We start from the raw sequence: 21,557 nt of genomic DNA, 5'->3' as shown, positions 1-21,557 counted from the left end.
TCGGGGCGCGGATCGCCGCCCCGCCGTCCGCGCGACGGGGTGGGTGTCATCGAACGCTGGCGCCGCCGGAGGCCCGCCGTCAGGGGCTCGCCGTGCGGACCGCGCCCGCCGGCGCCCCGGCCGCGACGGTCCTGCGGCGGGCGCCGGCGCGGCGGCGCAGGACGTAGAGCGTCAGGCCGGTCGCCGCGAAGCCCGGCATGGCCAGCGCCGCGAGGCAGAACAGCAGCGCGACGAGGTCGCCGAAGAAGCGGCCGCGATGCACCTCCAGGACGTTGTCCAGGAGGCGCCGGCCTAGCGGCGCGTCGGCGGCCCGCTCGGAGGCCAGCAGCGCGCCCGTGGCGGGATCGTAGCGGATCTCGTTGCGGGCGCTCGGCGCGTCGACGCCCTTCGGCAGCCAGCGGATGCGGATCGCCTTCGTGTCGGCGCCCGGCAAAGTCAGGACCGCCGTCCCGGCCTCCGCGCCGGTCCGCGCGCGGAAATCCGCCCAGGCGCGGTCGACGGCCGCGCCGTCGGCGGCGGGATCGGCCGGTTTTCCGGCGGCCCTGCGGCCGGCCGGCTTCGCGGCGTCGGGGGCGCCCACGAGCAGCCGCGTCGCGCCGTCCTTGAACCACGGGTAGGACCACGTCAGGCCGCTCAGCGCGATGACTAGGTAGACCGGCAGGAGCCAGGTCCCGACCACGGCGTGCAGCGACCACCAGCGCGGCCGGCCGGGCCGCGACAGGGCCGGCTTCAGCCAGATCCGCCAGCGGTGGATCCGGGGCCAGCGCAGGTAGAGGCCGGTCGCCAGGAAGGCCAGCAGCGCCAGGGTGCAGGCGCCCGTCACGGTGCGGCCCCAGCCCTTGGACCCGCCGGGCAGCAGCAGCCAGCGGTGCAGGTCCCGCACCGTCGTGAAGGCGCCCTCCAGCCGCACCGGGCCGAGCAGCGCGCCGTCGTAGGGGTCGGCGTAGGCGGCGGGCGGCCGCGCGCGGGTCTCGGGGTCGCGGGCGAAGCGGACGTGGACGCTCGCGCGCGGGTCGTCCGACAGGGTCAGCACGTTGGCGACGCGGCCGCCCGCCTGCGCGTCGATCCGCGCCGCCAGCGCCGCGGGGGGCAGCGCCGTCCGCCCGGCGGGCGCGACCTCGAGCCGGTCGCGGTTGGCGAAGGCGGTGACCGCCTCCTCGTAGCTCATCAGCGCCCCGGTCAGGCCCATCAGGGCGAGGACGAGGCCGGCGGTGAGGCCGAGCGCCCAGTGCAGGCGGAAGAGCAGGGTCCGGAGGGAGGGAATCGGCAGCGTCATGGCGGTGCCGGCTGCCTAGCAGAGTCCGGCCACGCTGACGACGCGGCGGGACGCATGCCCCGCCCGACCGTCCGGCCGTCCCGCCGGTGAGTCTCAGGTGATCGGCGCGGGGTTGAACAGGGTCAGGTCGTTGAACAGCCCCCACCGGTCCGACCAGGGGCGCTTGCGCCCGCTCGCGACGTCGAGGATCAGGTGGAACAGCTCCCAGCCGACCTCCTCGATCGTCGCCGCGCCTGTGGCGATGCGGCCGGCATCGAGGTCGATCAGGTCGGACCAGCGCTCGGCCAGCTCCGTGCGGGTGGCGACCTTGATCACCGGCGCTTGGGCGAGCCCGTAGGGCGTGCCGCGGCCGGTGGAGAAGACCTGCAGGGTGATGCCCGAGGCGAGCTGCAGCGTGCCGCAGACGAAGTCGCTCGCCGGGGTCGCGGCGAAGATCAGGCCCTTCTCGCGGACGCGCTCGCCCGGCGCCAGGACCCCCGAGATCGCGCTCGTGCCCGATTTGGCGACCGAGCCCAGCGCCTTCTCCACGATGTTGTTGAGGCCGCCCTTCTTGTTGCCCGGCGACGGGTTGGCCCGGCGGTCGGCCTCGCCCTTGGCGAGGTAGGCGTCGTACCACGCCATCTCGCGGACCAGCGCCGCGGCGACCTCCGGGCTCTTCGCCCGGGGGGTGAGGAGGTGGATCGCGTCGCGCACCTCCGTCACCTCGGAGAACATCACGGTGGCGCCGCAGCGGACCAGCAGGTCGGCCGCGAAGCCGAGCGCCGGGTTGGCGGTGACGCCCGAGAACGCGTCGCTGCCGCCGCATTGCAGGCCGACGACCAGCTCGGAGGCCGGGCAGGTCTCGCGGGTCCGGCGGTTCAGCACCTCCAGGCGGGCCTCCGCCATGGTCAGGATGCTGTCGATCATGGCCGAGAAGCCGCGGTGGCGCTCGTCCTGCAGCCGCACCACCCCGTCGCCGGCCGCGCCGCTGTCGGGCAGGAGCCGCTCCGAGACGAGCTTCTCGCAGCCGAGGCCGACGACCATGACCTCGCCGCCGAAATTCGGGTTCTGCGCGAGGCTCTGGAGCGTCCGGATCGGCACCACCGCCTCGGGAGCGTTGATGGCGACGCCGCAGCCGTAGGCGTGGGTCAGGCCGACCACGTCGTCGACGTTGGGGTAGCGCGGCAGCAGCTCCTGCTTGATCCGCCGGATCGCAACGTCGAGGGTGCCGGCGACGCACTGCACGCTGATCGAGATCGCCAGGATATTCTTGGTACCCACCGACCCGTCCGGGTTGCGATAGCCCTCGAAGGTGTAGCCCTCGAGCGGGGGCAGGGGGGCCGGCACGCGGGTGGCCATCTCCAGGGCGTCGAGGGCGGGGGCGACCGGCGTCGCGACGCGGGATTCCTCCACCCAGGCGCCCCGCGGGATCGGTTGCGTGGCGATGCCCACCACCTCGCCGTAGCGGCGGACCTCGCCGCCCTCCGGGATGTCGGTGAGCGCCACCTTGTGGCCCTGCGGCACGAACTCGACGAGTTCCAGCCCGTCCGGGAAGACCGTGCCGGCCGGCAGCCCGAAGGCGTTGACCACGATCGCGACGTTGTCGCTGTCGCTCAGGCGGATCGTGCGCGGCACGTCGCCGGCGGCCCCTGCGGCCCCCGCGCCGGCCGGCTGCGGGCGGGTCGGGGCTTCGATCTCGGCCTGCATCGGATGCTCCTTCCGTCTCGCGCCCGTCCGGGCTCCTGTCGGGATCAGGCGGCGTCGCCGACCGCGTGGTTCGCCAGGGCCTCCAGGGCCTTCACCATGGCGGAGTGGTCCCAGGCCGCGCCGCCCTGGGCCACGCAGGCCGAGAACAGCTGCTGCGCCAGCGCCGTGGCGGGCAGGCTGAGGCCGAGCGTCCGGGCGTTGTCCAGGGCGAGGTTCAGGTCCTTCTGGTGCAGGCCGATGCGGAAGCCGGGATCGAAGGTCCGCTCGATCATCCGCGCGCCGTGCAGCTCCAGGATCCGCGAGGTGGCCAGCCCGCCGGTTATCGCCTGCCGCACCTTGGCGGGATCGGCGCCGGCCTTCGAGGCGAAGAGCAGCCCCTCGGCCACCGCCTCGATGGTCAGGGCGACGATGATCTGGTTGGCGACCTTGGCGACCTGCCCCGAGCCGACCGGGCCGACATGCGTCACCGTCTTGCCCATCGCGGCGAACAGGGGCTCGGCGCGCGCGAAGGTCCCGGCCTCGCCGCCGACCATGATCGAGAGCGCGGCGTTCTTGGCCCCGACCTCGCCGCCCGAGACCGGCGCGTCGAGATAGGCGCCGCCCCGCTCGGCGATCCGGGCGGCGAAATCCTTGGTGGCGAGCGGCGCGATCGAGCTCATGTCGATCACGGTCTTGCCGGGCGACAGCCCCTCGGCGACCCCATCCGTCTCGAACAGGACCTGCTCCACGTCCGGGGTGTCGGGCAGCATCAGGATGATCGTGTCTGCGCGCTCGGCCACCTCGGCGGCGGTGGCGCAGGCGGTGCCGCCCGCCGCGAGCAGGGCCTCGGGCACGCTGCGCCGGGTCTTGAGGAACAGGCTGTGGCCCGCCGCGATCAGGTGTCCGGCCATGGGCGTGCCCATGATGCCGAGGCCGATGAATCCGATGTTCATGGGTACGATCCCGTTGCGGAGCTCAGGCGCGGAAGCGGGCGGCGAGCGCCTCGGAGCTGCGGGCGAGGAGCCCCATGTCGGAGCCCACCGCTGTGAAGCGGGTGCCGGCCGCGATGTAGCGGCGGGCCAGCTCCTCGCTCGGCGTGAGGATGCCGGCCTGCTTGCCGGCCCGGACGACCCGGGCGACCGCCGCCTCGATGGTGGCGACCACCTCCGGGTGGCCCTGCTGGCCGACATAGCCGAGGCTGGTGGAGAGGTCGCCGGGCCCGATGAACACGCCGTCCACGCCCTCCACGGCGGCGATCGCGTCCAGATTGTCGAGGGCGCGGCGGGACTCGACCTGCACCGCCACGAAGATCTCGGCCTCGCAGCGGGTGTGGTAGTCCTTGATCCGGCCGAACCGGGCGGCGCGGGGCGCCTGCGAGAAGCCGCGGATGCCGCGGGGCGCGTAGCGCGTCGCCGCGACCACCCGGGCGGCCTGCGCGGCGTCGTCGATGTTGGGGATCATCAGCGACTGGGCGCCGGCGTCGAGGATCCGCTTGATGGTGATCGGGTCGTCGCTCGGCACCCGCACCATCGGGTGCGTGTCGCCCTCCATCATCGCCTGGAGCTGGGCGTAGATGTCCCGGAGGTCGTTGGCCGAGTGCTCCATGTCGAGGAGCAGCCAGTCGAACCCGGCCCCGGCGACCACCTCGGTGGAGATGGGACTGGCGAGGCTGCACCACAGGCCGATCTGCTGGCGCCCCTCGGCGAGGGCCGCCTTGAAGCGGTTGGTGAGGCTGTCCATCACGATCCTCCCTGGGGGCGTCGCGGCGTCTGCGCGCCGTCCGCCCCATCACGCGCAGCCTTCCGCCGCGAGGTCAAAGCCAAACACTGGATCGATCGATGCGGATCGCGCATCGATCGACCGTGCGGGCTCACGCGGGCGGCATCTCGGCCACGATCGAGACCAGCTGGGCGATGAGGGGGTCGTCCGCGTCGCGCCGCCACGCGAGGAGCAGTTCCACCGGGCGCGGCGCCGGCAGGACGAGGGGGCGGAACACCACGCCCTCGAAGCGCAGGCGCTCGGCGGCGGCCGGCACCAGGGCGATGCCGAGCGCCGCCCGGACGAGGGCCAGGATCGAGTGGATCTGCGTGAGCTGCTGGACCGTCGGGGGCCGGATCTCGGCCTCGGCGAGCAGGCCCAGGACGAGGTCGTGGAAGTAGCGCGCCTCGTTGGGCGCGTAGCCGATGAGCGGCTCGCGCCCGAGATCGGCGGGGGTGAGCCCGTCGCGCAGGGCCAGGGGGTTCCCGGCCGGCAGGGCCACCACCAGGGGCTCGGCCAGCGCCCGGACGGCGATCAGGTCCGGGTGCGTCACGGGCGGGCGCACCAGCGCGGCGTCGATCCGGCCGGCGAGCAGCTCCTCGATCTGGTCCTTGCTGACCATCTCGCGCAGCGCGAGCGTCACGTCCGGCAGCGCCCGCCGGAACGCGGTGACGAGGCGCGGCAGGAAGTCGTAGGCCGAGGCCGCCGTGAAGCCGAACTTGAGGACGCCCGCGCGCCCCGCCGCGACCTGCCGGGTGACGTGCGTCGCGGTCTCGGCGAGCCGCAGGATGCGCTGCGCCTCGGGCAGGAAGCTGCGACCGGCGGCGGTCAGCCGGACCGTGCGGCTGGTGCGCTCCAGGAGCTGCACGTCGAGGACGCGCTCCAGGACCTGGATCTGCCGCGACAGCGGCGGCTGCGTCATGTTCAGCCGGGCGGCCGCACGCCCGAAATGCAACTCCTCCGCCACGGCGGCGAAGCACCGGAGCTGGCTGAAGTCGAACATGAAGGCTCCCTCTCCCGGACCGCGGCGCAGTCGGGCGGGAGCATAAGGCCTTCGCGGCGGCCACGTTGAGATCGCCGCCCTCATCCAATTAGGTAAGGCGGCGGCCTCCGGGCCCGACCGGCCTACGGGGTCACCTCGTGCCCGGCATAGTCGATCCGGCCGTCCGGCCCCTTGGTCCACTCGTAGATGACGTAGTCGGGGCGGGTGAGATCGCCCTTCCCGTCGTAGGCGATCGGGCCGACCACCGTGTCCACCGGCTTGCCCCGGTGCAGCCAGTCGGCGAGCGTCTTCCCGTCGCTGGAGCCGGTCTCGGCCATCGCCTTGGCCAGGACCTGCACGGCCGCGTAGGCGTAGAGCGTGTAGGCCTCGGGATCGATGCCCCGGGCGTTGAACGCCGCCACCACGCCCCTGGCGTTCGGGTTCTTGCGGGCGTCCGGCGCGAAGGTCATCAGGGTCCCGGCCGCGCCCGGGCCGGCGATCTGGACGAATTCCTTGTCGGGGATGGCGTCGCCGCTCATCATGCGGGCGGCGAGGCCCTGATCGCGCATCTGCCGGATGATCAGCCCGGCCTCGGTGTGCACGCCGCCGAAATAGACGACGTCGACGTTGGCGGACTTAATCTTGGAGACGAGCGCCGAGTAGTCCTTCTCGCCCGGGTTGATGCCCTCGAACAGCACCTCCTTGCCGCCCTTGGCCCTGAACGCCTTCAGCGTCTCGTCGGCCAGCCCCTTGCCGTAGGGCGTCTTGTCGTGGACGAAGGCGATCTTCCTGCCCGGGAAGTGCGCGGCCAGGTAGCTGCCCGCCACCGCGCCCTGCTGGTCGTCGCGGCTGCAGGTGCGGAACGTGTTCCACATGCCGCGCTCGGTGAACTTCACGCTCGTGGAGGCCGGCGTGACCTGGATGATGCCGGCGTCGAGATAGACGTCGGAGGCCGGGATCGTGACGCCGGAATTGTAGTCGCCGACGACCATCTTCACGCCGTCGCTGGCGAACTTGTTGGCCACCGAGACGCCCTGCTTCGGGTCGGAGGCGTCGTCGCCGACCGTGACGGTCAGCGTCCTGCCCTTCAGCGTGCCGGCCCTGTTGATGTCCTCGACCGCCTGGCTCACGCCGTTCCGGATCTGGGCGCCGAAAGCCGCGTTCGGCCCGGTCATGGGCGCGGCGACGCCGATCTTCACCGGCGCGCCGCCCTCCTGACCTTGCGCCGCGGTCATGAACAGCAGCCCGGCCAGGCCGGCCATCAATAGTCGCGTCATCTTTCCCCCAAGATGTGGCCGGACAGATCGCCGACGAACGCTGAATTCGGATAGATCAACGCGGATCCCCGCGCGTCGAGTCGCAGATCACCCGGCGCGATCCTGTCGCTCACCTTCACCGGGGTCAAGGTTTGGGGGTGGGCCGAGACGGTCGCCGGCGCGGGCGCGCGATCGGCCGGCGGGCGTTCACGGAGCCGTGCGGCGGCCCGAAGGCCCGACGGGTCGGGATGGCGCCGATGATGCATCGGGCCGGCGCATCCGCAGCAGCCCGCCGTGACCGATGACCGCCTCCCGTCCCCGCCGCACCCCCAGCCCCGGCCGACCGGGCCCGCGTCCGGGACGCGGCTGATGGGGCCGCGCGCGGACGAGGATCGGGACGAGGATCGGGACGAGGATCGGGACGAGGATCTGGACAGGGATCGGGGCGAGGGTCGAGACGCGTCGGTGGACTGGGCCGAGCGCCGCCGGATCGCCGAGCAGGGACGGGGCGACCGGGCGTGGTCGCTCTGGGGCCCCTACCTCAGCGAGCGGCAATGGGGGACCGTGCGGGAGGATTACAGCCCCTGCGGCAACGCCTGGGCCGCCCTGACGCACGAGGACGCCCGCTCGCGCGCCTATCGCTGGGGCGAGGATGGGCTGGCCGGCATCTGCGACGAGCGCGGCAACCTGTGCCTGGCCCTCGCCCTCTGGAACGGGCGCGACCGCATCCTCAAGGAGCGGCTGTTCGGCCTGACCAACCAGGAGGGCAACCACGGCGAGGACGTGAAGGAGGTCTACCACTACCTCGACGCGGTCCCGAGCCACGCCTACCTGAAGATGCTGTACCGCTACCCGCAGGCGGCTTTCCCCTACGCGGACCTCGTCGACGAGAACGGGCGGCGCGGGCGGGAGCAGCCCGAGTACGAGATCGAGGAGACGGGCGTCTTCGACGGGGACCGGTTCTTCGACGTCACCGTGGAGTACGCCAAGGCCGACGCCGACGACGTCCACGCGGTGATCACCGCGCTGAACCGGGGGCCCGAGCCCGCCGACCTCCACCTCGTCCCGCAGCTCTGGTTCCGCAACACGTGGTCGTGGGAGGCCGGGCAGGCGCGCCCGCGGATCGCCCGCGCGCCCGACGGGGGCGCCGTCTGCACCCACGAGCGGCTCGGGCCGTACCGGCTCGCCTTCGACGGGGCGCCGGACCTGCTGTTCTGCGAGAACGACACCAACCTGCGGCTGCACGGCGGGCAGCCGGACGCCGCGGGGCCGTTCAAGGACGGTCTCCACGCGGCGATCGTCGACGGCGATCCCGCTTCGGTGCGCCGGGACGCGGGCACCAAGCTCGGCCTGCACTACGCGCTGCGGCTGGCGCCCGGGGAGACCGCCCGGATCCGCCTGCGGCTGTCGGCGGGCCTGCGCGCCCAGGCCGTCGACGACGGGTCCCTGGTCCGCCGCCGGGTGGCCGAGGCGGACGCGTTCTACGAGGAATTGCAGGACGGCATCGCGAGCGCGGATTCCCGCGCGATCTTCCGCCAGGCCGCCGCCGGCCTGATCTGGTCGAAGCAGCTCTACAGCTACGACGTGCGGCGCTGGCTGGAGGGCGACCCGCTCCAGCCGCCGCCGCCCCGGGGGCGCGCGGGCGGCCGCAACGGCCAGTGGCGCCACTTCGCGGCGGCCGACGTGCTGTCGATGCCCGACACCTGGGAATATCCCTGGTTCGCCGCCTGGGACCTCGCCTTCCACTGCCTGCCGCTCGCCCTGCTGGACCCGGACTTCGCCAAGAAGCAGCTACTGCTGCTCACCCGCGAATGGTACATGCACCCGAACGGCCAGCTCCCGGCTTACGAGTGGGAGTTCGGCGACGCCAACCCGCCGGTCCACGCCTGGGCAGCCTACCGGGTGTTCGAGATCGACCGGGACCGGCGGGGCGGGCGGGGCGACCTCGCCTTCCTGGAAGGCGTGTTCCACAAGCTACTGATCAACTTCTCCTGGTGGGTGAACCGCAAGGACGCGCAGGGCCGTAACGTGTTCCAGGGCGGCTTCCTGGGGCTCGACAATGTCGGCGTGTTCGATCGCTCGCGCCCGCCCCCGGGCTTCGGGGTGGTGCACCAGGCCGACGGCACCGCCTGGATGGCGATGTACGCGCTCAACATGATGCGCATCGCCCTGGAGCTCGCCCTCCACAACGACGTCTACGAGAGCACCGCCTCCAAGTTCTTCGAGCACTTCCTGCTGATCGCCGAGGCCATGACCGACATGGGCGGGTCGGGCGGAGACGGGCAGGGCTACGGCCTGTGGGACGAAATCGACGAATTCTACTACGACGAGGTCGACATCCCCGGCGGCGGGATGCTGCCGCTGCGGGTCCGCTCGATGGTCGGGCTGGTCCCGCTCTTCGCCGTCGAGGTGATCGAGCCCTCCGTGCTCCACCGGCTGCCGGACTTCGCCCGGCGCCTGAACTGGGTGCTGGAGAACCGGCCCCACCTCGCCCGCTTGGTCTCCCGCTGGACCGAGGGGGGCGTGAAGGACCGCAAGCTGCTGTCGCTGCTGCGCGGCCACCGGATGAAGGCGCTGCTGCGCCGCATGCTCGACGAGGCCGAGTTCCTCTCGCCCTACGGCGTGCGCTCCCTGTCGAAGGTGCACCGCGACGCGCCCTACGTGCTCAACGAGCTCGGAGCCTCTTTCACGGTCCGGTACGACCCGGCCGATTCCACCTCGAACATGTTCGGCGGCAACTCGAACTGGCGCGGCCCGGTCTGGATGCCGATGAACTTCCTCATCGTCGAGGCGCTGCGGCGCTTCCACACCTATTACGGCGACGACTTCCTAGTGGAGTATCCGACGGGCTCGGGCGCGATGCTGACGCTCAGCGCCATCGCGGACTCCCTCGAGGACCGCCTGATCGCGCTGTTCGCCAAGGACGGGACCGGGCGCCGGCCGGCCTTCGGGACCCGGCCGCCGATCGCCCCGGCGCCGGGTGCCGAGGAGGCGCTGCTGTTCCACGAGTTCTTCGACGGGGATACGGGGCGGGGCCTCGGCGCCGCGCACCAGACCGGCTGGACGGCCCTGATCATCAACCTGCTGCGTGACCGGGCACGCCCGCGATAGGCGCGCCCGGCCGGGAGCCGGCCGATCCGGTCAGCAGCTCAGCCGCCGGCCCTCGCGACGCCCGAACACTTTGTAGTGGGCGGCGCCCGATTCCATCTGGCCGTTGGCCACGGCGCGGCGGACATCCGGATTGCAGCGCAGGTACTCGCGCTCGTCGAACCCGTAATTGGCGCGGCCGCGGTAATCGTCCCGGTCGCGGTAGCCGCGGTCCCGGTAATCGTAGTCGCCGCGGTCGCGGTAGCCCCGGCCGCCGTAATCGTCGTAGTCGGGGCGCGGCTGCGCGGAGACCGGGCCGACCACGCCCAGAATGCCGAGGCTCACCGCGGCCGCTGCCAGAATCGCCTTCATCGTACCAATCCTCCCTTGTCGGTGGCCAGAAACGCGTCGGGGCGCGGATGGTTCGATCGCCTCGGACGTGGCACCCCCGGCCAGCCCGAGCCCAGCCCCCGCGATGCGGGAAGCCCGCCTCGCGGCTCTGCCCCGGCCCGCGCCGGGGCGGACGCAGCCCCGGCGCGGATGCGCGTCACATGCGGCGCATCATCTCGCGACGCATCTCGCGGTGGCGCATCTCGCGGCGCATCTCCCGATGCATCATGTGGCGCTCCATCCGGTGGCGCATCATCCGGCGCTCCATGCGACGGCGCATCATGTGGCGCTCGACGGGATCCATCTGGACCGTCGAGACCATGCCGGCGGGCGCCGACACGCCCGTGCCGGGGCCGATCGGCGCGGCGGAGGCCGGGATCGCGACGGCGGAACCGAGGGCCGCCAGCAGGGCAGCGGCAATGATCGTTGAACGCACGTGAGGTTTCCTCTCTCGCCGCCCGGGAAGACGGGCGGGCGTTTCCAGGGGACTCGCGGCCGGATCCGCCCGCAATCCCGCCCAGGAAGGCTCGGGCCGCCCGGATGGTTCCCCGGACCGGGCCGCCCCGCCAGGAACGCGCCGGAGCGGTATCGCGACGGGCATCGCGTCGGGCCGGCGGCCGGGCCCCGTGGCCGCCCTGGGTTGGACCGGGCAGGGCACAGGTGATGCACGAACGCATCACCCGGCCGCAAAAGCGAACGGAACCAAGCCGCGGCACGACCGAAGATCAGAGCAACATCTCCGCCCACAATGACTCGAATACAACCTCAAAATACTCATTCTATGAAATCCGTGATATCTATAAAATATCATTCTCGTCTCAACGATTGCATAACCAGTCAAATTTGAGGAAACATCTCGAAAATTCACGCTTCAGAATCGAGACATCATGACCTAATCATAAGAACGCATCATGCGAACCGCGCGAGATCAGCAGAAGCTCCGCTTCGGCATCCGAAGCCTTACCGGCGAAGAGACCTTGACGCTCATGCCTTCGACGACGCGCGGCGGGGGACACTACATGTACCGCATCTCGAGTTCCGGACTTCTCCTGTGCCTGCTGTCGCAGGCCGCGATGGCGGCGGACCTCCCGCGGCGGGCCCTTCCGCCGGCGGCGACGGCCGTGCCGATCTTCTCCTGGACCGGAGCGCATGCCGGCCTGTTCGCCGGTTACGGGACCCTCGATCGGGCCACGCAGTTCGTCTGCACAGGTCCGGACGGGCAGCCCGGAGCCCGGAACTGCCCGGTCATTCCATCGAAGCGGGCCTCGGACGGGAGCTTCGTCGGCGGCGCCGAGGTCGGCTACGATTGGCAGGTGAATTCCGGCTTCGTCGCCGGCGCCGCCGCGGATTACCAATTCACCCGGCTGTGGGGCTACGATCGCCGCGAGGGCGCCTTTCCGGCCGCGGGCGGCGGCTTCTATCGCCGCAGCGTCGCTCATTCCGGCCAGAGGCTGGACGAACTCGCCACCCTGCGCGGCAGGATCGGCTTCGCCGTCGATCGCACCCTCGTCTACGCCACGGGCGGCCTCGCCGCGGGCACGGTCCGGACCGACAACAACCTGTCGTTGGCCGGTTTCCCGCTGTTCGACGGGCGCCAGGGCGCGGTGCGCCTGGGCTACGTGGCCGGCGCCGGCATCGAGCACGCCTTCAGCGAGCACCTCTCCGCCAAGGTCGAGGGTCTCTACTACGATCTCGGCTCCCGGGCGGTCCTCCCGGCTCCGTCGTACCCCGTGCTGACCGGCTACCACGCCGGCACGCGGGTCGCGACGGACGGCTTCCTGGCCCGCGTCGGCCTCAACTACCGGTTCGGAGCCGGGCTTCCCACCCTGGCCCCGATCGCGTCGGCAGGCCCGGCCACCTGGGATTTCGAGGGCGGCCTGCGCTACTTCTTCAGCGCCGGGACACCGCGCGAGAAGCTCGGCGACCCCGACGCGCCCGGCCAGCTCAATTCGCGCCTGACCTACAACAACACCCAGGCGCATGCCGGCGAGAGCTTCGCACGGCTCGAGCACAACCCCACCGGCCTGTTCGCCAAGGGCTTCCTCGGCTCGGGCGGCGTCACCGGCGGCCGCCTCGCCGACGAGGACTTCCCGCCCGCCCTGCGCCGCTATTCGAAGACGCTGTCGCCGATCAAGGACGGCGACATCGGCTACGGCGTGATCGATCTCGGCTACGACGTGCTGCGCCGGGACGGGTACAAGCTCGGCGGCTTCCTCGGCTACCAGTTCGCGTCCGAACTGTATAACGGCTACGGCTGCCGTCAGGTGGCGGGCGGGGCTCCCTGCGCCAGACCCTACCCGACCAGCATGAAGACGCTGGGCGAGAGCATGCAGTGGAACGCGCTGCGCGTCGGCGTGATCGGCGAAGCGCGGTTCGACCGGGTCCGGCTGAGCCTGGAAGGCGCCTACTTGCCGGTCGTGAGCCTGAGCGGCGTCGACCGGCACTGGCTGCGGCCCGACATCAATCCGGGGCCGGAAGGCGGCCGCGGCGACGGCTACTTCCTGGAGGGGATCATCTCGTACGACCTGACGCCGTCCGTCAGCGTCGGCGTCGGCGGCCGCTACTGGCAGCTCCAGGCCGACAAGGCGCACACGACGGCCTTCCCGTTCTCGCCGCCCAGCCCGATGAAGTTCGAGACCGGTCGCTACGGCGGCTTCGCGCAGCTCTCCTACCGGCTGGCCGATTTCGGCTTCGGCGAGACAGGCGCTCCGGCGGCCCCGATCCGCAAGGACTGATCCAGCCGCCACGCCGCGCCCGAACGCGGGCGCGGCAGGCCAGGGGACGGGCCGCGCCGGCCGTTCGATTCCGGTGCCTCGATATCCCGGTGCCTCGATCCCGGCATCGCCCCCCCGGCCCGCGGCAGCGACGCCGCGGGGCCGCTCAGCTTGGCCGCGCGGCCGCGTGAACCGGCCGCGACCGGTCGTCGGCGTCCCCGGCAGGTCCGGCCCGGACGGGAGTTCCGGCCCGGACGGGAGTTCCGGCCCGGACGGGAGCGCCGGCACGCTCGACGGAGGGCCGACGCGGCCGGACCGCTTCCGCACGGAGCGCGTGCCCCGCGCGCGCGCCACTCACGGCCGCGGCCGGGCCGGGTTCCCCACCACGGTGGCGCCGGCCGGGACGTCGCGCGTCACCACGCTGCCCGCCCCGACGATCGCGTCGTCGCCGATCGTGACCCCGGGGAGGATGATCGCGCCGCTGCCGATCCAGACATTGGCGCCGATCACCACCGGGCGGGCGAATTCCAGCATCTGCCGGCGCTGGGCCGGGTCGCGCGGATGATCGGGGGTCAGGATCTGCACGGCCGTGCCGATCTGCGTCAGGTCGCCGATCGTGACCGACATCACGTCGAGGATGCTGCACCCGAAGTTCAGGAACACGCCGCGGCCCAGGCTGATGTTGTAGCCGTAGTCGCAGTGGAACGGCGGCCGGATGTTGCAGCCCGGGCCGACCCGCGCGAAGGCCTCCTCCAGGAGCGCCTGCCGCTCGGGCTGGCTCCGCGTCTGCGCGGCGTTATACCGGTCCATCCATTCCGAGATGCGCCGGTTGTCGGCGGCCAGTTCCGGGTCGTCGGCGCAGTACAGCTCGCCCGCCAGCATCCTCTGCTTCTGGGTCTTCACGAACTCTGTGTTCATGGTGGGGACCTCCCTCCGGCCGCGTCGGACCCTAGCTATGCGTACAGATGTACATATCAAGGCCGCGCGCGTCACGGCCCGGCTGCCCTGAACCGGATCCGAGGAGGTCCCCTTGCCCGCCGCCCAGCGCCGTTTCGACCCGGATCGCCGGGCGCGCATCATCCGGGCGACCCTCGACGTCGTCGCCGAGCACGGCGTCGCCGGCACGACCCACCGCCGGGTCGCGGCGGCGGCCGACGTGCCGCTGGGCTCCATGACCTACCATTTCGACAGCCTCGACGCGCTTCTGACCGAGGCGTTCACCGGGCTCGCCGACACGGTCTCGGCGCGGTTCGCCGACCGGCTCGCCGCGGCCGCGACCGTCGACGAGGCCTGCGAGGCCGTGGTCGACCTGATCGTGAGCGACCTCTGGGCGAGCCCGCGCACGATGCTGCTGAGCTACGAACTCTACGCCTTCGCGGCCCGGAACCCGCCGCTGCGCCGGGTCATGCAGGACTGGATGGCCAAGAGCCGGGCCGCCCTGGAACGGCACTTCGCGCCGGAGACCGCCAAGGCCCTCGACGCCATGATCGAGGGCCTGACGATCCACCGCTCGGTCGACCCGCAGCCGGCGGATCGGGCGCAGGTGCGGGCGATCGTGGAGCGGCTGGTGCGGTAGGGTCGCACCCGTCCCCGCACCCGTCCCCGCACCCGGCCGGGGACGCCGCGCGCCGGCCCCTCAAGCGATCGTGATCGCCGGCCGGACAGGTGCCGAATGCCGCACGGTGCCGGCAAGGAATCAGCAACCGTCGCGCGAGCAGGTTCGCCCCGATGCGTGCCGAGGGCGCGCCCGGGCGCGGTCCGCGCCGGTGGTGGGGAACCCTGGGGCCGATGCAGACTGACGCGACCCGCCCGGCCGCGCCGCCGGATCCCGCTCCGCACCGGGCCGCGGGCGAGCCTGCACCCTGGGACGGGGGCCCCGGCTTCGGGCAGTGGCGTCTCGATCCGCGGACCCGCCGGGTGACCCGATCGGCGAGTCTCGCGCGACTGCTCGGGACGCCCGGCGCGTGCGACCTGCCGCTCGCCGAGCACGTCGCGTGCTATCATCCGGACGACCGCGCCGCCCTGGTCGCGCGGCTCGAGGGGATCCTGGGAGGAAGCCGGCCGGCAATCCCCTACCAGGCGCGGGCCCGCATCGTCCGCCCGGACGGGACCGTGCTGGACGCGATCATCCAGGGGCTGCCCGAGTTCGGGCCCGAGGGCGCGCTCGTCGCCCTGCACGGCCTCATCCTCGACGTGACCGACCTCGTCCGGTCGGAGCGGCGGGCGCGCGAGACCGACATGATCCTGCGCGGCACGCTGGACAGCTTGGACCAGGGACTCGTCGTCCTCGACGCCGACCAGCGGGTGCGCGCGTTCAACCGGAGCGCCGCGGACCTGCTCGACCTGCCGGACGACGTCCTGCGGGCGGGCGTCGCCCTCCCGGACATCCGCGCCTACCAGCGGGCCCGCGGCGACTGCGCGGCGGCCGGGTCCGATCCGGGTCTCGGAACGGGCGCGCGCGCCGGGCTGCCGCCGCTGTTCGACTGGCGCCTGCCCGGCGGCCCGATCCTGGAGGTCCGGTGCGCGGCCCTGCCGGACGGCGGCACGGTCCTGACCTTCGGCGACGTGACCCAGAACCGGATCGCCGAGCGGGACCTGGAGGAGAGCGAGCGCCGCTACCGGCTGCTGGCCGAGAACGCCACCGACATCATCATCTGGTCCGACCTGACCGCCCGCCGCCGCTACGTCTCGCCGGCGGTGCGCGCCGTCCTGGGCTACGACCCGCAGGAGCTGATCGGCACCCATCCCCTCGACTTCGTCCATCCCGACGAGGTCGGCGCGTACCGCCGCGTCCTCGACGACCTCACCGGCGGCCGCGCGTCCCGCGCCCTGACCTCCCAGCGCTACCGGCACCGGGACGGGCACTGGGTCTGGGTGGAGATCTCGTTCAGCCTGACTCACGATCGGGCGACCGGCGCCCCGGACGGCTACGTGGCGACCCTGCGCGACGTGAGCGCCCGCAAGGCCGCGGAGGACGCCCTGCGGTTGAGCGAGGCCCGCTACCGCGCCCTGGCCGACGCGCTGCCGCAGCTCGTCTGGATCGCCAGCACGGAGACCGGCGACGCCTCCTACGTCAACCGGCGCTTCGAGGATTACTACGGCCCGATCGGCCCGACGCGCGCCGCCCGGATCGCCCGGACGCATCCCGACGACACGGAGCGGATGGAGCGGCTGTGGTCGGAGGCGCCCGCCCGCCGCGCGCCCTACGAGGTCGAGGGCCGCCTGCAGCGGCACGACGGCGCCTACCGCTGGCACAAGATCGTGCTCCTGCCGATCTGGCAGGGCGAGAGCATGGTGGGCATGCTCGGCACCGCCCTCGACATCGACGAGATCGTCACCGCCCGGCGCGCCGTGGAGGATGCCAGCAGCCTGCTGCACCTCGCCCAGCAGGCCGCCCATGCCGGGACGTGGCACCTCGACCTCGACAGCGGCCGGATCGAGTGGTCCCCCGAGAGCGCGCGGCTCCACGGCATCGAGACCGACCGGAACCACGCCCTCGACACCCGGGACTGGCTCGCCCTGATCGACCGCACCGACGGCGAGCGGGCGCTGCGGATCGCGGCCGCGGCCGCGGCCGCCGGGCAGACCTTCTCGATCGAGTTCCGGGTCCCCACCGCGGACGGCGGGGTGCGCTGGATCAACGGCGTCGGGCGCGGCGCGCCCGGGCAGGCGCGGCGGATGATCGGCCTCAACATCGACGTCACCGCCCGCAAGGCCGCCGAGGCGGCGCTCCTCGCCGCCAAGGCGGCGGCCGACGCCGCGCGCCTGGAGGCGGAGCGGGCGAGCGCGGCCAAGAGCGAGTTCCTCGCCGCCATGAGCCACGAGATCCGCACGCCGCTCAACGGGGTGATCGGCTACGCCGACCTGCTCCTCGACGGGACGGATCTCGGACCGTCGGCGCGCCGGAACGCCGACCGCATCCGCACCGCCGGGGCCGCGCTCCTGACCGTGGTCAACGACGTCCTCGACTTCTCGAAGGTCGAGGCCGGGCAGATCGAGATCGTGCCCCGGCCCTTCGCCCTGGAGGCGCTGATCGACAACGCGGTGTCGATCGTGCGCCCCTCCGCGGAGCGCAAGGGGCTCGCCCTCACGCTCGCCCAAGGCCCGGGCCTGCCCGACTGGGTCGAGGGCGACGAGGACCGCCTCCGGCAGATCCTGCTCAACCTGCTCAACAACGCCGTGAAGTTCACCGCGTCGGGCGGCATCGACCTGTCGGTCCGGGTCAGCCCGGACGCGATCGGCGGGACACGGCTGCGCTTCGCGGTCCGCGACACCGGCATCGGGATCCCGACCGACAAGTGCGACCGCCTGTTCCGGCGCTTCTCGCAGGTCGACGGCTCGATCAGCCGCGAGTACGGCGGCACCGGGCTGGGGCTCGCCATCTCGAAATCCCTCGTCACGCTGATGGGCGGGACGATCGGCGTCGCGAGCACGGTCGGGCACGGCTCGACCTTCTGGTTCGAGGCCGACCTGCCCGCCGCCGTCCCGCCGGCCCGCGCGACCGCGCCGGCCTCGGCGATCGCCCGCGCGACCGGCCGCCGCCTGCTCCTGGCCGAGGACGTGCCGCTCAACCAGGACCTCGCCCGGATGATCCTGGAGCGCGCCGGGCACGCGGTGGACGTGGTGGCCGACGGGGTCGCCGCGGTGGCGGCCGTCCAGGCGCGGTCCTACGACGTCGTCCTGATGGACGTGCAGATGCCCGTGATGGACGGCATCGCGGCGACCCGGCGGATCCGCGCCCTGGGCGGCGCCGCCGGCCGCCTGCCGATCCTCGCGATGACGGCGAACGTCCTGCCGCAGCAGGTGGCCGAGCTGCGCGCCGCCGGGCTCGACGACCATATCGGCAAGCCGTTCCGCGCGGACGCGCTGCTCGCCGCGATCGACCGGTGGGCGGCCCCTCGCGCCGAGCCGCCGCGCCGCGCGGGGACGATCGACCGGGCCACCCTGGACGAGATGACCGCGATGGTCGGCCAGGCGCGCATGGGCGACCTCCTGGCGATGCTGGCGAAGGAGCTCGCCGAGCGGTTCGGGCCGGCGGCGACCGACGGCGACCGGACGCGGCTGATGGGGGACGCGCACGCCATGGTGTCGGCGGCCAGCATGATCGGCTTCCTGGATCTGGCCGCGACCTGCCGGGCCTTCGAGACGGCCTGCCGCGCGGGCGAGGACGTCACCGCGCTGCTGGCCGCGCTCCGGGCCCAGGCGGCCGCCACGATCGACGAGATCGCCGCGCTGCGCGCGGCCTGAGCGGGGGCGCCGCCGGAGCCGGCCCGCGGGTTTTGCACGCCCAAATTCTCGTCTCCCAGGCACGCGGCGGCGAGGAACGATCTTCCAGCCGGCGGTCCCGCGGCGGCGGGCGCCCGCCGGGCCGCGACTCCGGGACGACGATGGCGGGCGCCTCCGGCGAGGGCGGTTCGGAGAACGGCACCGGGTATCGCGCGCGTCCGGGGAGATGGATATTCCGGCGCGCGCGGTCCGCGCACCGCCGCGGGCGGCTGCCCGGGACCCGCGCACCGCCGCGGGGGCCGCGGCGCGAGGCGGATCCCGGGCGCGACCCGGGCAGGGCGCGGGCCCTTGCCTTCGTGGCCGAGCTCGGTCGACCCTGCGCCCGGCCGCCCGAGTCGCCCCCGCACCGGGCCGGCCGAATGGGGGACATCTCATGACATCTGCCGGTCCGCACCGCCGCGCCGTCGCGCTGGCCGCCCTGGCCGCCCTGGTTCTCGGCGCGCCGTTCCCCGGCACCGCCCGCGCGGCCGACCGGGAGGTCACCTTCGCCCACCAGGACATGGTGGTGCCGTTCCGCGCCCTGATGGCCTCCGGGGCGATCGAGAAGGCGACCGGCTACACGATCCACTGGCGCAAGTTCGGCGGCGGCGGCGACGTGATCCGCGCCATGGCCTCGGGCAGCGTCCAGATCGGCGAGGCGGGGTCGAGCCCGATCGCGGCGGCCGCCTCGCAGGGGCTCGACATCCAGCTGTTCTGGATCCTCGACGAGATCGCCGACGCCGAGCAGCTCGTGGCCCGCGCCGGCAGCGGCGTGACGGGCGTGGCCGACCTGCGCGGCAAGACGGTCGCGGTGCCGTTCGTGTCGACCGCGCATTACCAGCTGATCGCCGCCCTGGCGGAGGCCGGGCTCACGCAGGCCGATGTCCGGATCCTCAACATGCGGCCGCCCGAGATCGCCGCCGCCTGGGAGCGGGGCGACATCGACGCGACCTTCATCTGGGACCCGGTGCTCGCCCGGGTGAAGAAGTCCGGCACCGTGGTGGTCTCGGCCGGCGACCTCGCCCGCCGGGGCAAGGCGACCTTCGACGGCCTCGTGGTCGACCGGGCCTGGGCGGCGCGGAACCGGGACTTCCTGGTGACGCTCATCCGGCTGATCGCCGCCCAGGACGCGGCCTACGCCGCCAGGCCCTGGGGCGCCGACGCGCCGGAGGTGGCGGCGGTGGCCCGGATCAGCGGCTCGGCGCCCGCCGAGGTGCCCGCGAGCCTCGCGGCCTACCGGTTCCCGACCCTGGAGGCGCAGGCCTCCCCGGCCTGGCTCGGCGGCGGCGCCGCCAAGGCCCTCACCGAGACCGCCGCCTTCCTGAAGGCGCAGGGGCGCGTGCAGGCGCTGGCGCCCGACTACGCCCGGTTCGTCACGACGGAGGTCGTGGACGCGGCCCGGAAATAGCCTGTCCCCGGACCGGAGGGCCCATGATCGAGATCCGCAACCTGAGCGTCCGCTACGGGCAGGGCGCCGACGCGGTCGCCGCGCTGTCGGGGATCGACCTGACCATCGGTCCCGGGGAGTTCGTGGTGGCGCTCGGCGCCTCGGGCTGCGGCAAGACCACCCTGCTCTCGGCGATCGCGGGATTCCTGGCGCCCACCGAGGGCCGCATCCTCCTCGACGGCGCGCCGGTCCGGGGTCCGGGAGCCGAGCGGGGCGTGGTGTTCCAGCGCCACGCCCTGATGCCCTGGCTGGACGTCGCCGAGAACGTGGCCTTCGGACCGAAGATGCGGGGCGTGCCCCGGGCGGAGCGGCGGCGGATCGCCCTGGCGACGCTCGACCTCGTCGGCCTGCCCGACTGCGCCGACCGGAAGGTCTACGCGCTCTCGGGCGGTATGCAGCAGCGGGTCGGCCTCGCCCGGGCGCTCGCCGGAGACCCGCGCGCCCTGCTGATGGACGAGCCGCTCGGCGCGCTGGACGCCTTCACCCGCGAGCAGATCCAGGAGCTGATCCTCCGGATCTGGCACCGGACCGGCAAGATGGCCTTCTTCATCACCCACGACGTCGAGGAAGCGGTGTTCCTCGCCACCCGGCTGGTGATCATGAGCCCGCGGCCCGGCCGCATCGTCGAGACGCTGGACCTGCCCTTCTCCCGGGCGTTCGTCGAGGGCCGCGACGCCCGGGCCGTGAAGTCGGACCCCGCCTTCATCGCCGTGCGCGAGCGCGTGCTCGCGCGCATCCGGAGCGGCGCCGCCGCGGCACCGGAGGCCGTCCGATGAGCGGTCTGCCCCGCGCCGCGCCGGACGCGGTCCCGGACGCGGTCCCGGACGTGATCCCGGACACGGCCCCGGCCCCGGCTCCGGCGGCGGCCCCGCTGGCGCGCACCGGAATCCGCCGCCGCGGTGGGATCCTGGTGCCGACGGTCAGCGCCGCCACGGTGCTGGCAGCCCTCGGCCTCTGGCTGGTCGCCACCCGTGCCGGCTGGGTGAAGCCGCTGTTCCTGCCGCCGCCGGAGGCGGTCCTGGCGGCCTTCGGTCAGGCCTGGCGCGGGGAGATCGACGGCGCCCCGCTCGGGCTCCACATCGGCGACAGTCTCCTGCGCGTCCTCGGCGCCTTCGCGCTCGCCGCCCTGGTGGGCATCCCGGCCGGGCTCGCCATGGGCACGAGCCGGATCGCCCGGGGCATCCTCGACCCGCCGATCGAGTTCTACCGGCCGCTGCCGCCGCTCGCCTACCTGCCCCTGATGATCATCTGGTTCGGGATCGGCGAGCTGTCGAAGGTGCTGCTGATCTTCCTCGCCTGCCTCGCCCCGGTGGCGCTCGCCGCGCGGGCGGGGGTGCGCTCCGCCTCGGTCGACCAGATCAACGCCGCGCGCGCCCTCGGGGCGAGCCGCTGGCAGGTCCTGCGCCACGTGGTCTTCCCGGCGGCGCTGCCGGAGATCCTGATCGGCCTGCGGATCGGCATGGGCGTGGGCTGGACCACCCTGGTGGCCGCCGAGATGGTGGCGGCCCAGGCCGGGCTCGGCCAGCTCGTCCTCAACGCCTCCAATTTCCTGCGCACCGACGTGGTGGTGATGGGCATCCTGCTGATCGGCCTGTTCGCGGGCCTGTTCGAGCTCGGGATGCGGGGCCTGGAGCGCGTGCTGGTGCCCTGGAAGGGAAAACAATAGATCCACGAAGGTCCACTGCATGTTGCTGAGGTTCAACGGCTAGCTCACTGA

16 protein-coding genes are annotated in these 21,557 nt (G+C 73.1%); 7 read left to right on the top strand and 9 right to left on the bottom strand.

The window, feature by feature from the left end; genetic code table 11:
* Positions 1–79: 79 nt before the first annotated feature.
* From ABIC30_RS14075 to ABIC30_RS14050, 6 genes are all read right to left on the bottom strand, one after another.
* Complete coding sequence (locus ABIC30_RS14075; RefSeq protein ID WP_020093192.1) at positions 80–1,276, bottom strand: PepSY-associated TM helix domain-containing protein; 1,197 nt, start codon at positions 1,274–1,276, stop codon at positions 80–82.
* 93 nt (positions 1,277–1,369) lie between these two features.
* On the bottom strand, positions 1,370–2,962 hold the full coding sequence (gene garD, locus ABIC30_RS14070) for a galactarate dehydratase (RefSeq protein ID WP_020093193.1): 1,593 nt from the start codon (positions 2,960–2,962) through the stop codon (positions 1,370–1,372).
* Between the two features lie 44 nt (positions 2,963–3,006).
* Positions 3,007–3,894, bottom strand: coding sequence for a 2-hydroxy-3-oxopropionate reductase (locus tag ABIC30_RS14065; RefSeq protein ID WP_020093194.1), 888 nt, complete (start codon positions 3,892–3,894; stop codon positions 3,007–3,009).
* Between the two features lie 22 nt (positions 3,895–3,916).
* The gene (locus tag ABIC30_RS14060; RefSeq protein ID WP_020093195.1) at positions 3,917–4,681 is read right to left on the bottom strand and encodes an HpcH/HpaI aldolase family protein; all 765 of its coding nucleotides are present in this window, start codon (positions 4,679–4,681) and stop codon (positions 3,917–3,919) included.
* 130 nt (positions 4,682–4,811) lie between these two features.
* Entirely contained in the window at positions 4,812–5,702 is an 891-nt protein-coding gene (locus tag ABIC30_RS14055) for a LysR family transcriptional regulator (RefSeq protein WP_020093196.1), read from the bottom strand.
* A 122-nt stretch (positions 5,703–5,824) separates the two neighbouring features.
* A complete protein-coding gene (locus ABIC30_RS14050) occupies positions 5,825–6,958 on the bottom strand; it encodes a branched-chain amino acid ABC transporter substrate-binding protein (protein WP_354455499.1) in 1,134 nt (377 codons plus the stop codon).
* Between the two features lie 348 nt (positions 6,959–7,306).
* Here ABIC30_RS14050 and ABIC30_RS14045 point away from each other — a divergent pair, with 348 nt between their 5' ends.
* Entirely contained in the window at positions 7,307–10,048 is a 2,742-nt protein-coding gene (locus ABIC30_RS14045) for an MGH1-like glycoside hydrolase domain-containing protein (RefSeq protein ID WP_354455497.1), read from the top strand.
* A 30-nt stretch (positions 10,049–10,078) separates the two neighbouring features.
* Here the strand turns inward: ABIC30_RS14045 and ABIC30_RS14040 are convergent, their stop codons facing one another.
* Positions 10,079–10,396: a hypothetical protein gene (locus ABIC30_RS14040; RefSeq protein WP_020093199.1), complete on the bottom strand. Its 318-nt coding sequence runs from the start codon at positions 10,394–10,396 to the stop codon at positions 10,079–10,081.
* Between the two features lie 175 nt (positions 10,397–10,571).
* Positions 10,572–10,850, bottom strand: coding sequence for a hypothetical protein (locus ABIC30_RS14035; protein WP_012318753.1), 279 nt, complete (start codon positions 10,848–10,850; stop codon positions 10,572–10,574).
* Between the two features lie 550 nt (positions 10,851–11,400).
* On the opposite strand from ABIC30_RS14035, the gene ABIC30_RS14030 reads away from it, so the two are divergent.
* The gene (locus ABIC30_RS14030) at positions 11,401–13,149 is read left to right on the top strand and encodes an outer membrane beta-barrel protein (protein WP_244435421.1); all 1,749 of its coding nucleotides are present in this window, start codon (positions 11,401–11,403) and stop codon (positions 13,147–13,149) included.
* 333 nt (positions 13,150–13,482) lie between these two features.
* Here ABIC30_RS14030 and ABIC30_RS14025 read toward each other — a convergent pair whose 3' ends face one another.
* Entirely contained in the window at positions 13,483–14,046 is a 564-nt protein-coding gene (locus ABIC30_RS14025) for a sugar O-acetyltransferase (protein ID WP_042675113.1), read from the bottom strand.
* Between the two features lie 112 nt (positions 14,047–14,158).
* On the opposite strand from ABIC30_RS14025, the gene ABIC30_RS14020 reads away from it, so the two are divergent.
* The 5 genes from ABIC30_RS14020 (at position 14,159) to ABIC30_RS14000 (ending at position 21,506) form a co-directional block, all read left to right on the top strand.
* Entirely contained in the window at positions 14,159–14,704 is a 546-nt protein-coding gene (locus ABIC30_RS14020) for a TetR/AcrR family transcriptional regulator (RefSeq protein ID WP_020093203.1), read from the top strand.
* 212 nt (positions 14,705–14,916) lie between these two features.
* The gene (locus tag ABIC30_RS14015; RefSeq protein ID WP_354455494.1) at positions 14,917–18,375 is read left to right on the top strand and encodes a PAS domain S-box protein; all 3,459 of its coding nucleotides are present in this window, start codon (positions 14,917–14,919) and stop codon (positions 18,373–18,375) included.
* A 412-nt stretch (positions 18,376–18,787) separates the two neighbouring features.
* Positions 18,788–19,801 (top strand): taurine ABC transporter substrate-binding protein, encoded by a 1,014-nt coding sequence (gene tauA / locus ABIC30_RS14010; protein ID WP_020093205.1) that lies wholly within the window; start codon positions 18,788–18,790, stop codon positions 19,799–19,801.
* A gap of 23 nt (positions 19,802–19,824) precedes the next feature.
* On the top strand, positions 19,825–20,616 hold the full coding sequence (locus tag ABIC30_RS14005; RefSeq protein WP_020093206.1) for a taurine ABC transporter ATP-binding protein: 792 nt from the start codon (positions 19,825–19,827) through the stop codon (positions 20,614–20,616).
* Positions 20,613–21,506, top strand: coding sequence for an ABC transporter permease subunit (locus ABIC30_RS14000; RefSeq protein ID WP_354455491.1), 894 nt, complete (start codon positions 20,613–20,615; stop codon positions 21,504–21,506). The genes ABIC30_RS14005 and ABIC30_RS14000 overlap by 4 nt, the downstream gene beginning before the upstream one ends.
* Positions 21,507–21,557 lie beyond the last annotated feature (51 nt).

The organism is Methylobacterium sp. 1030, assembly GCF_040544715.1.
Classification (GTDB): Bacteria; Pseudomonadota; Alphaproteobacteria; order Rhizobiales; family Beijerinckiaceae; genus Methylobacterium.
This window is presented reverse-complemented; position numbering and strand designations above follow the sequence as displayed.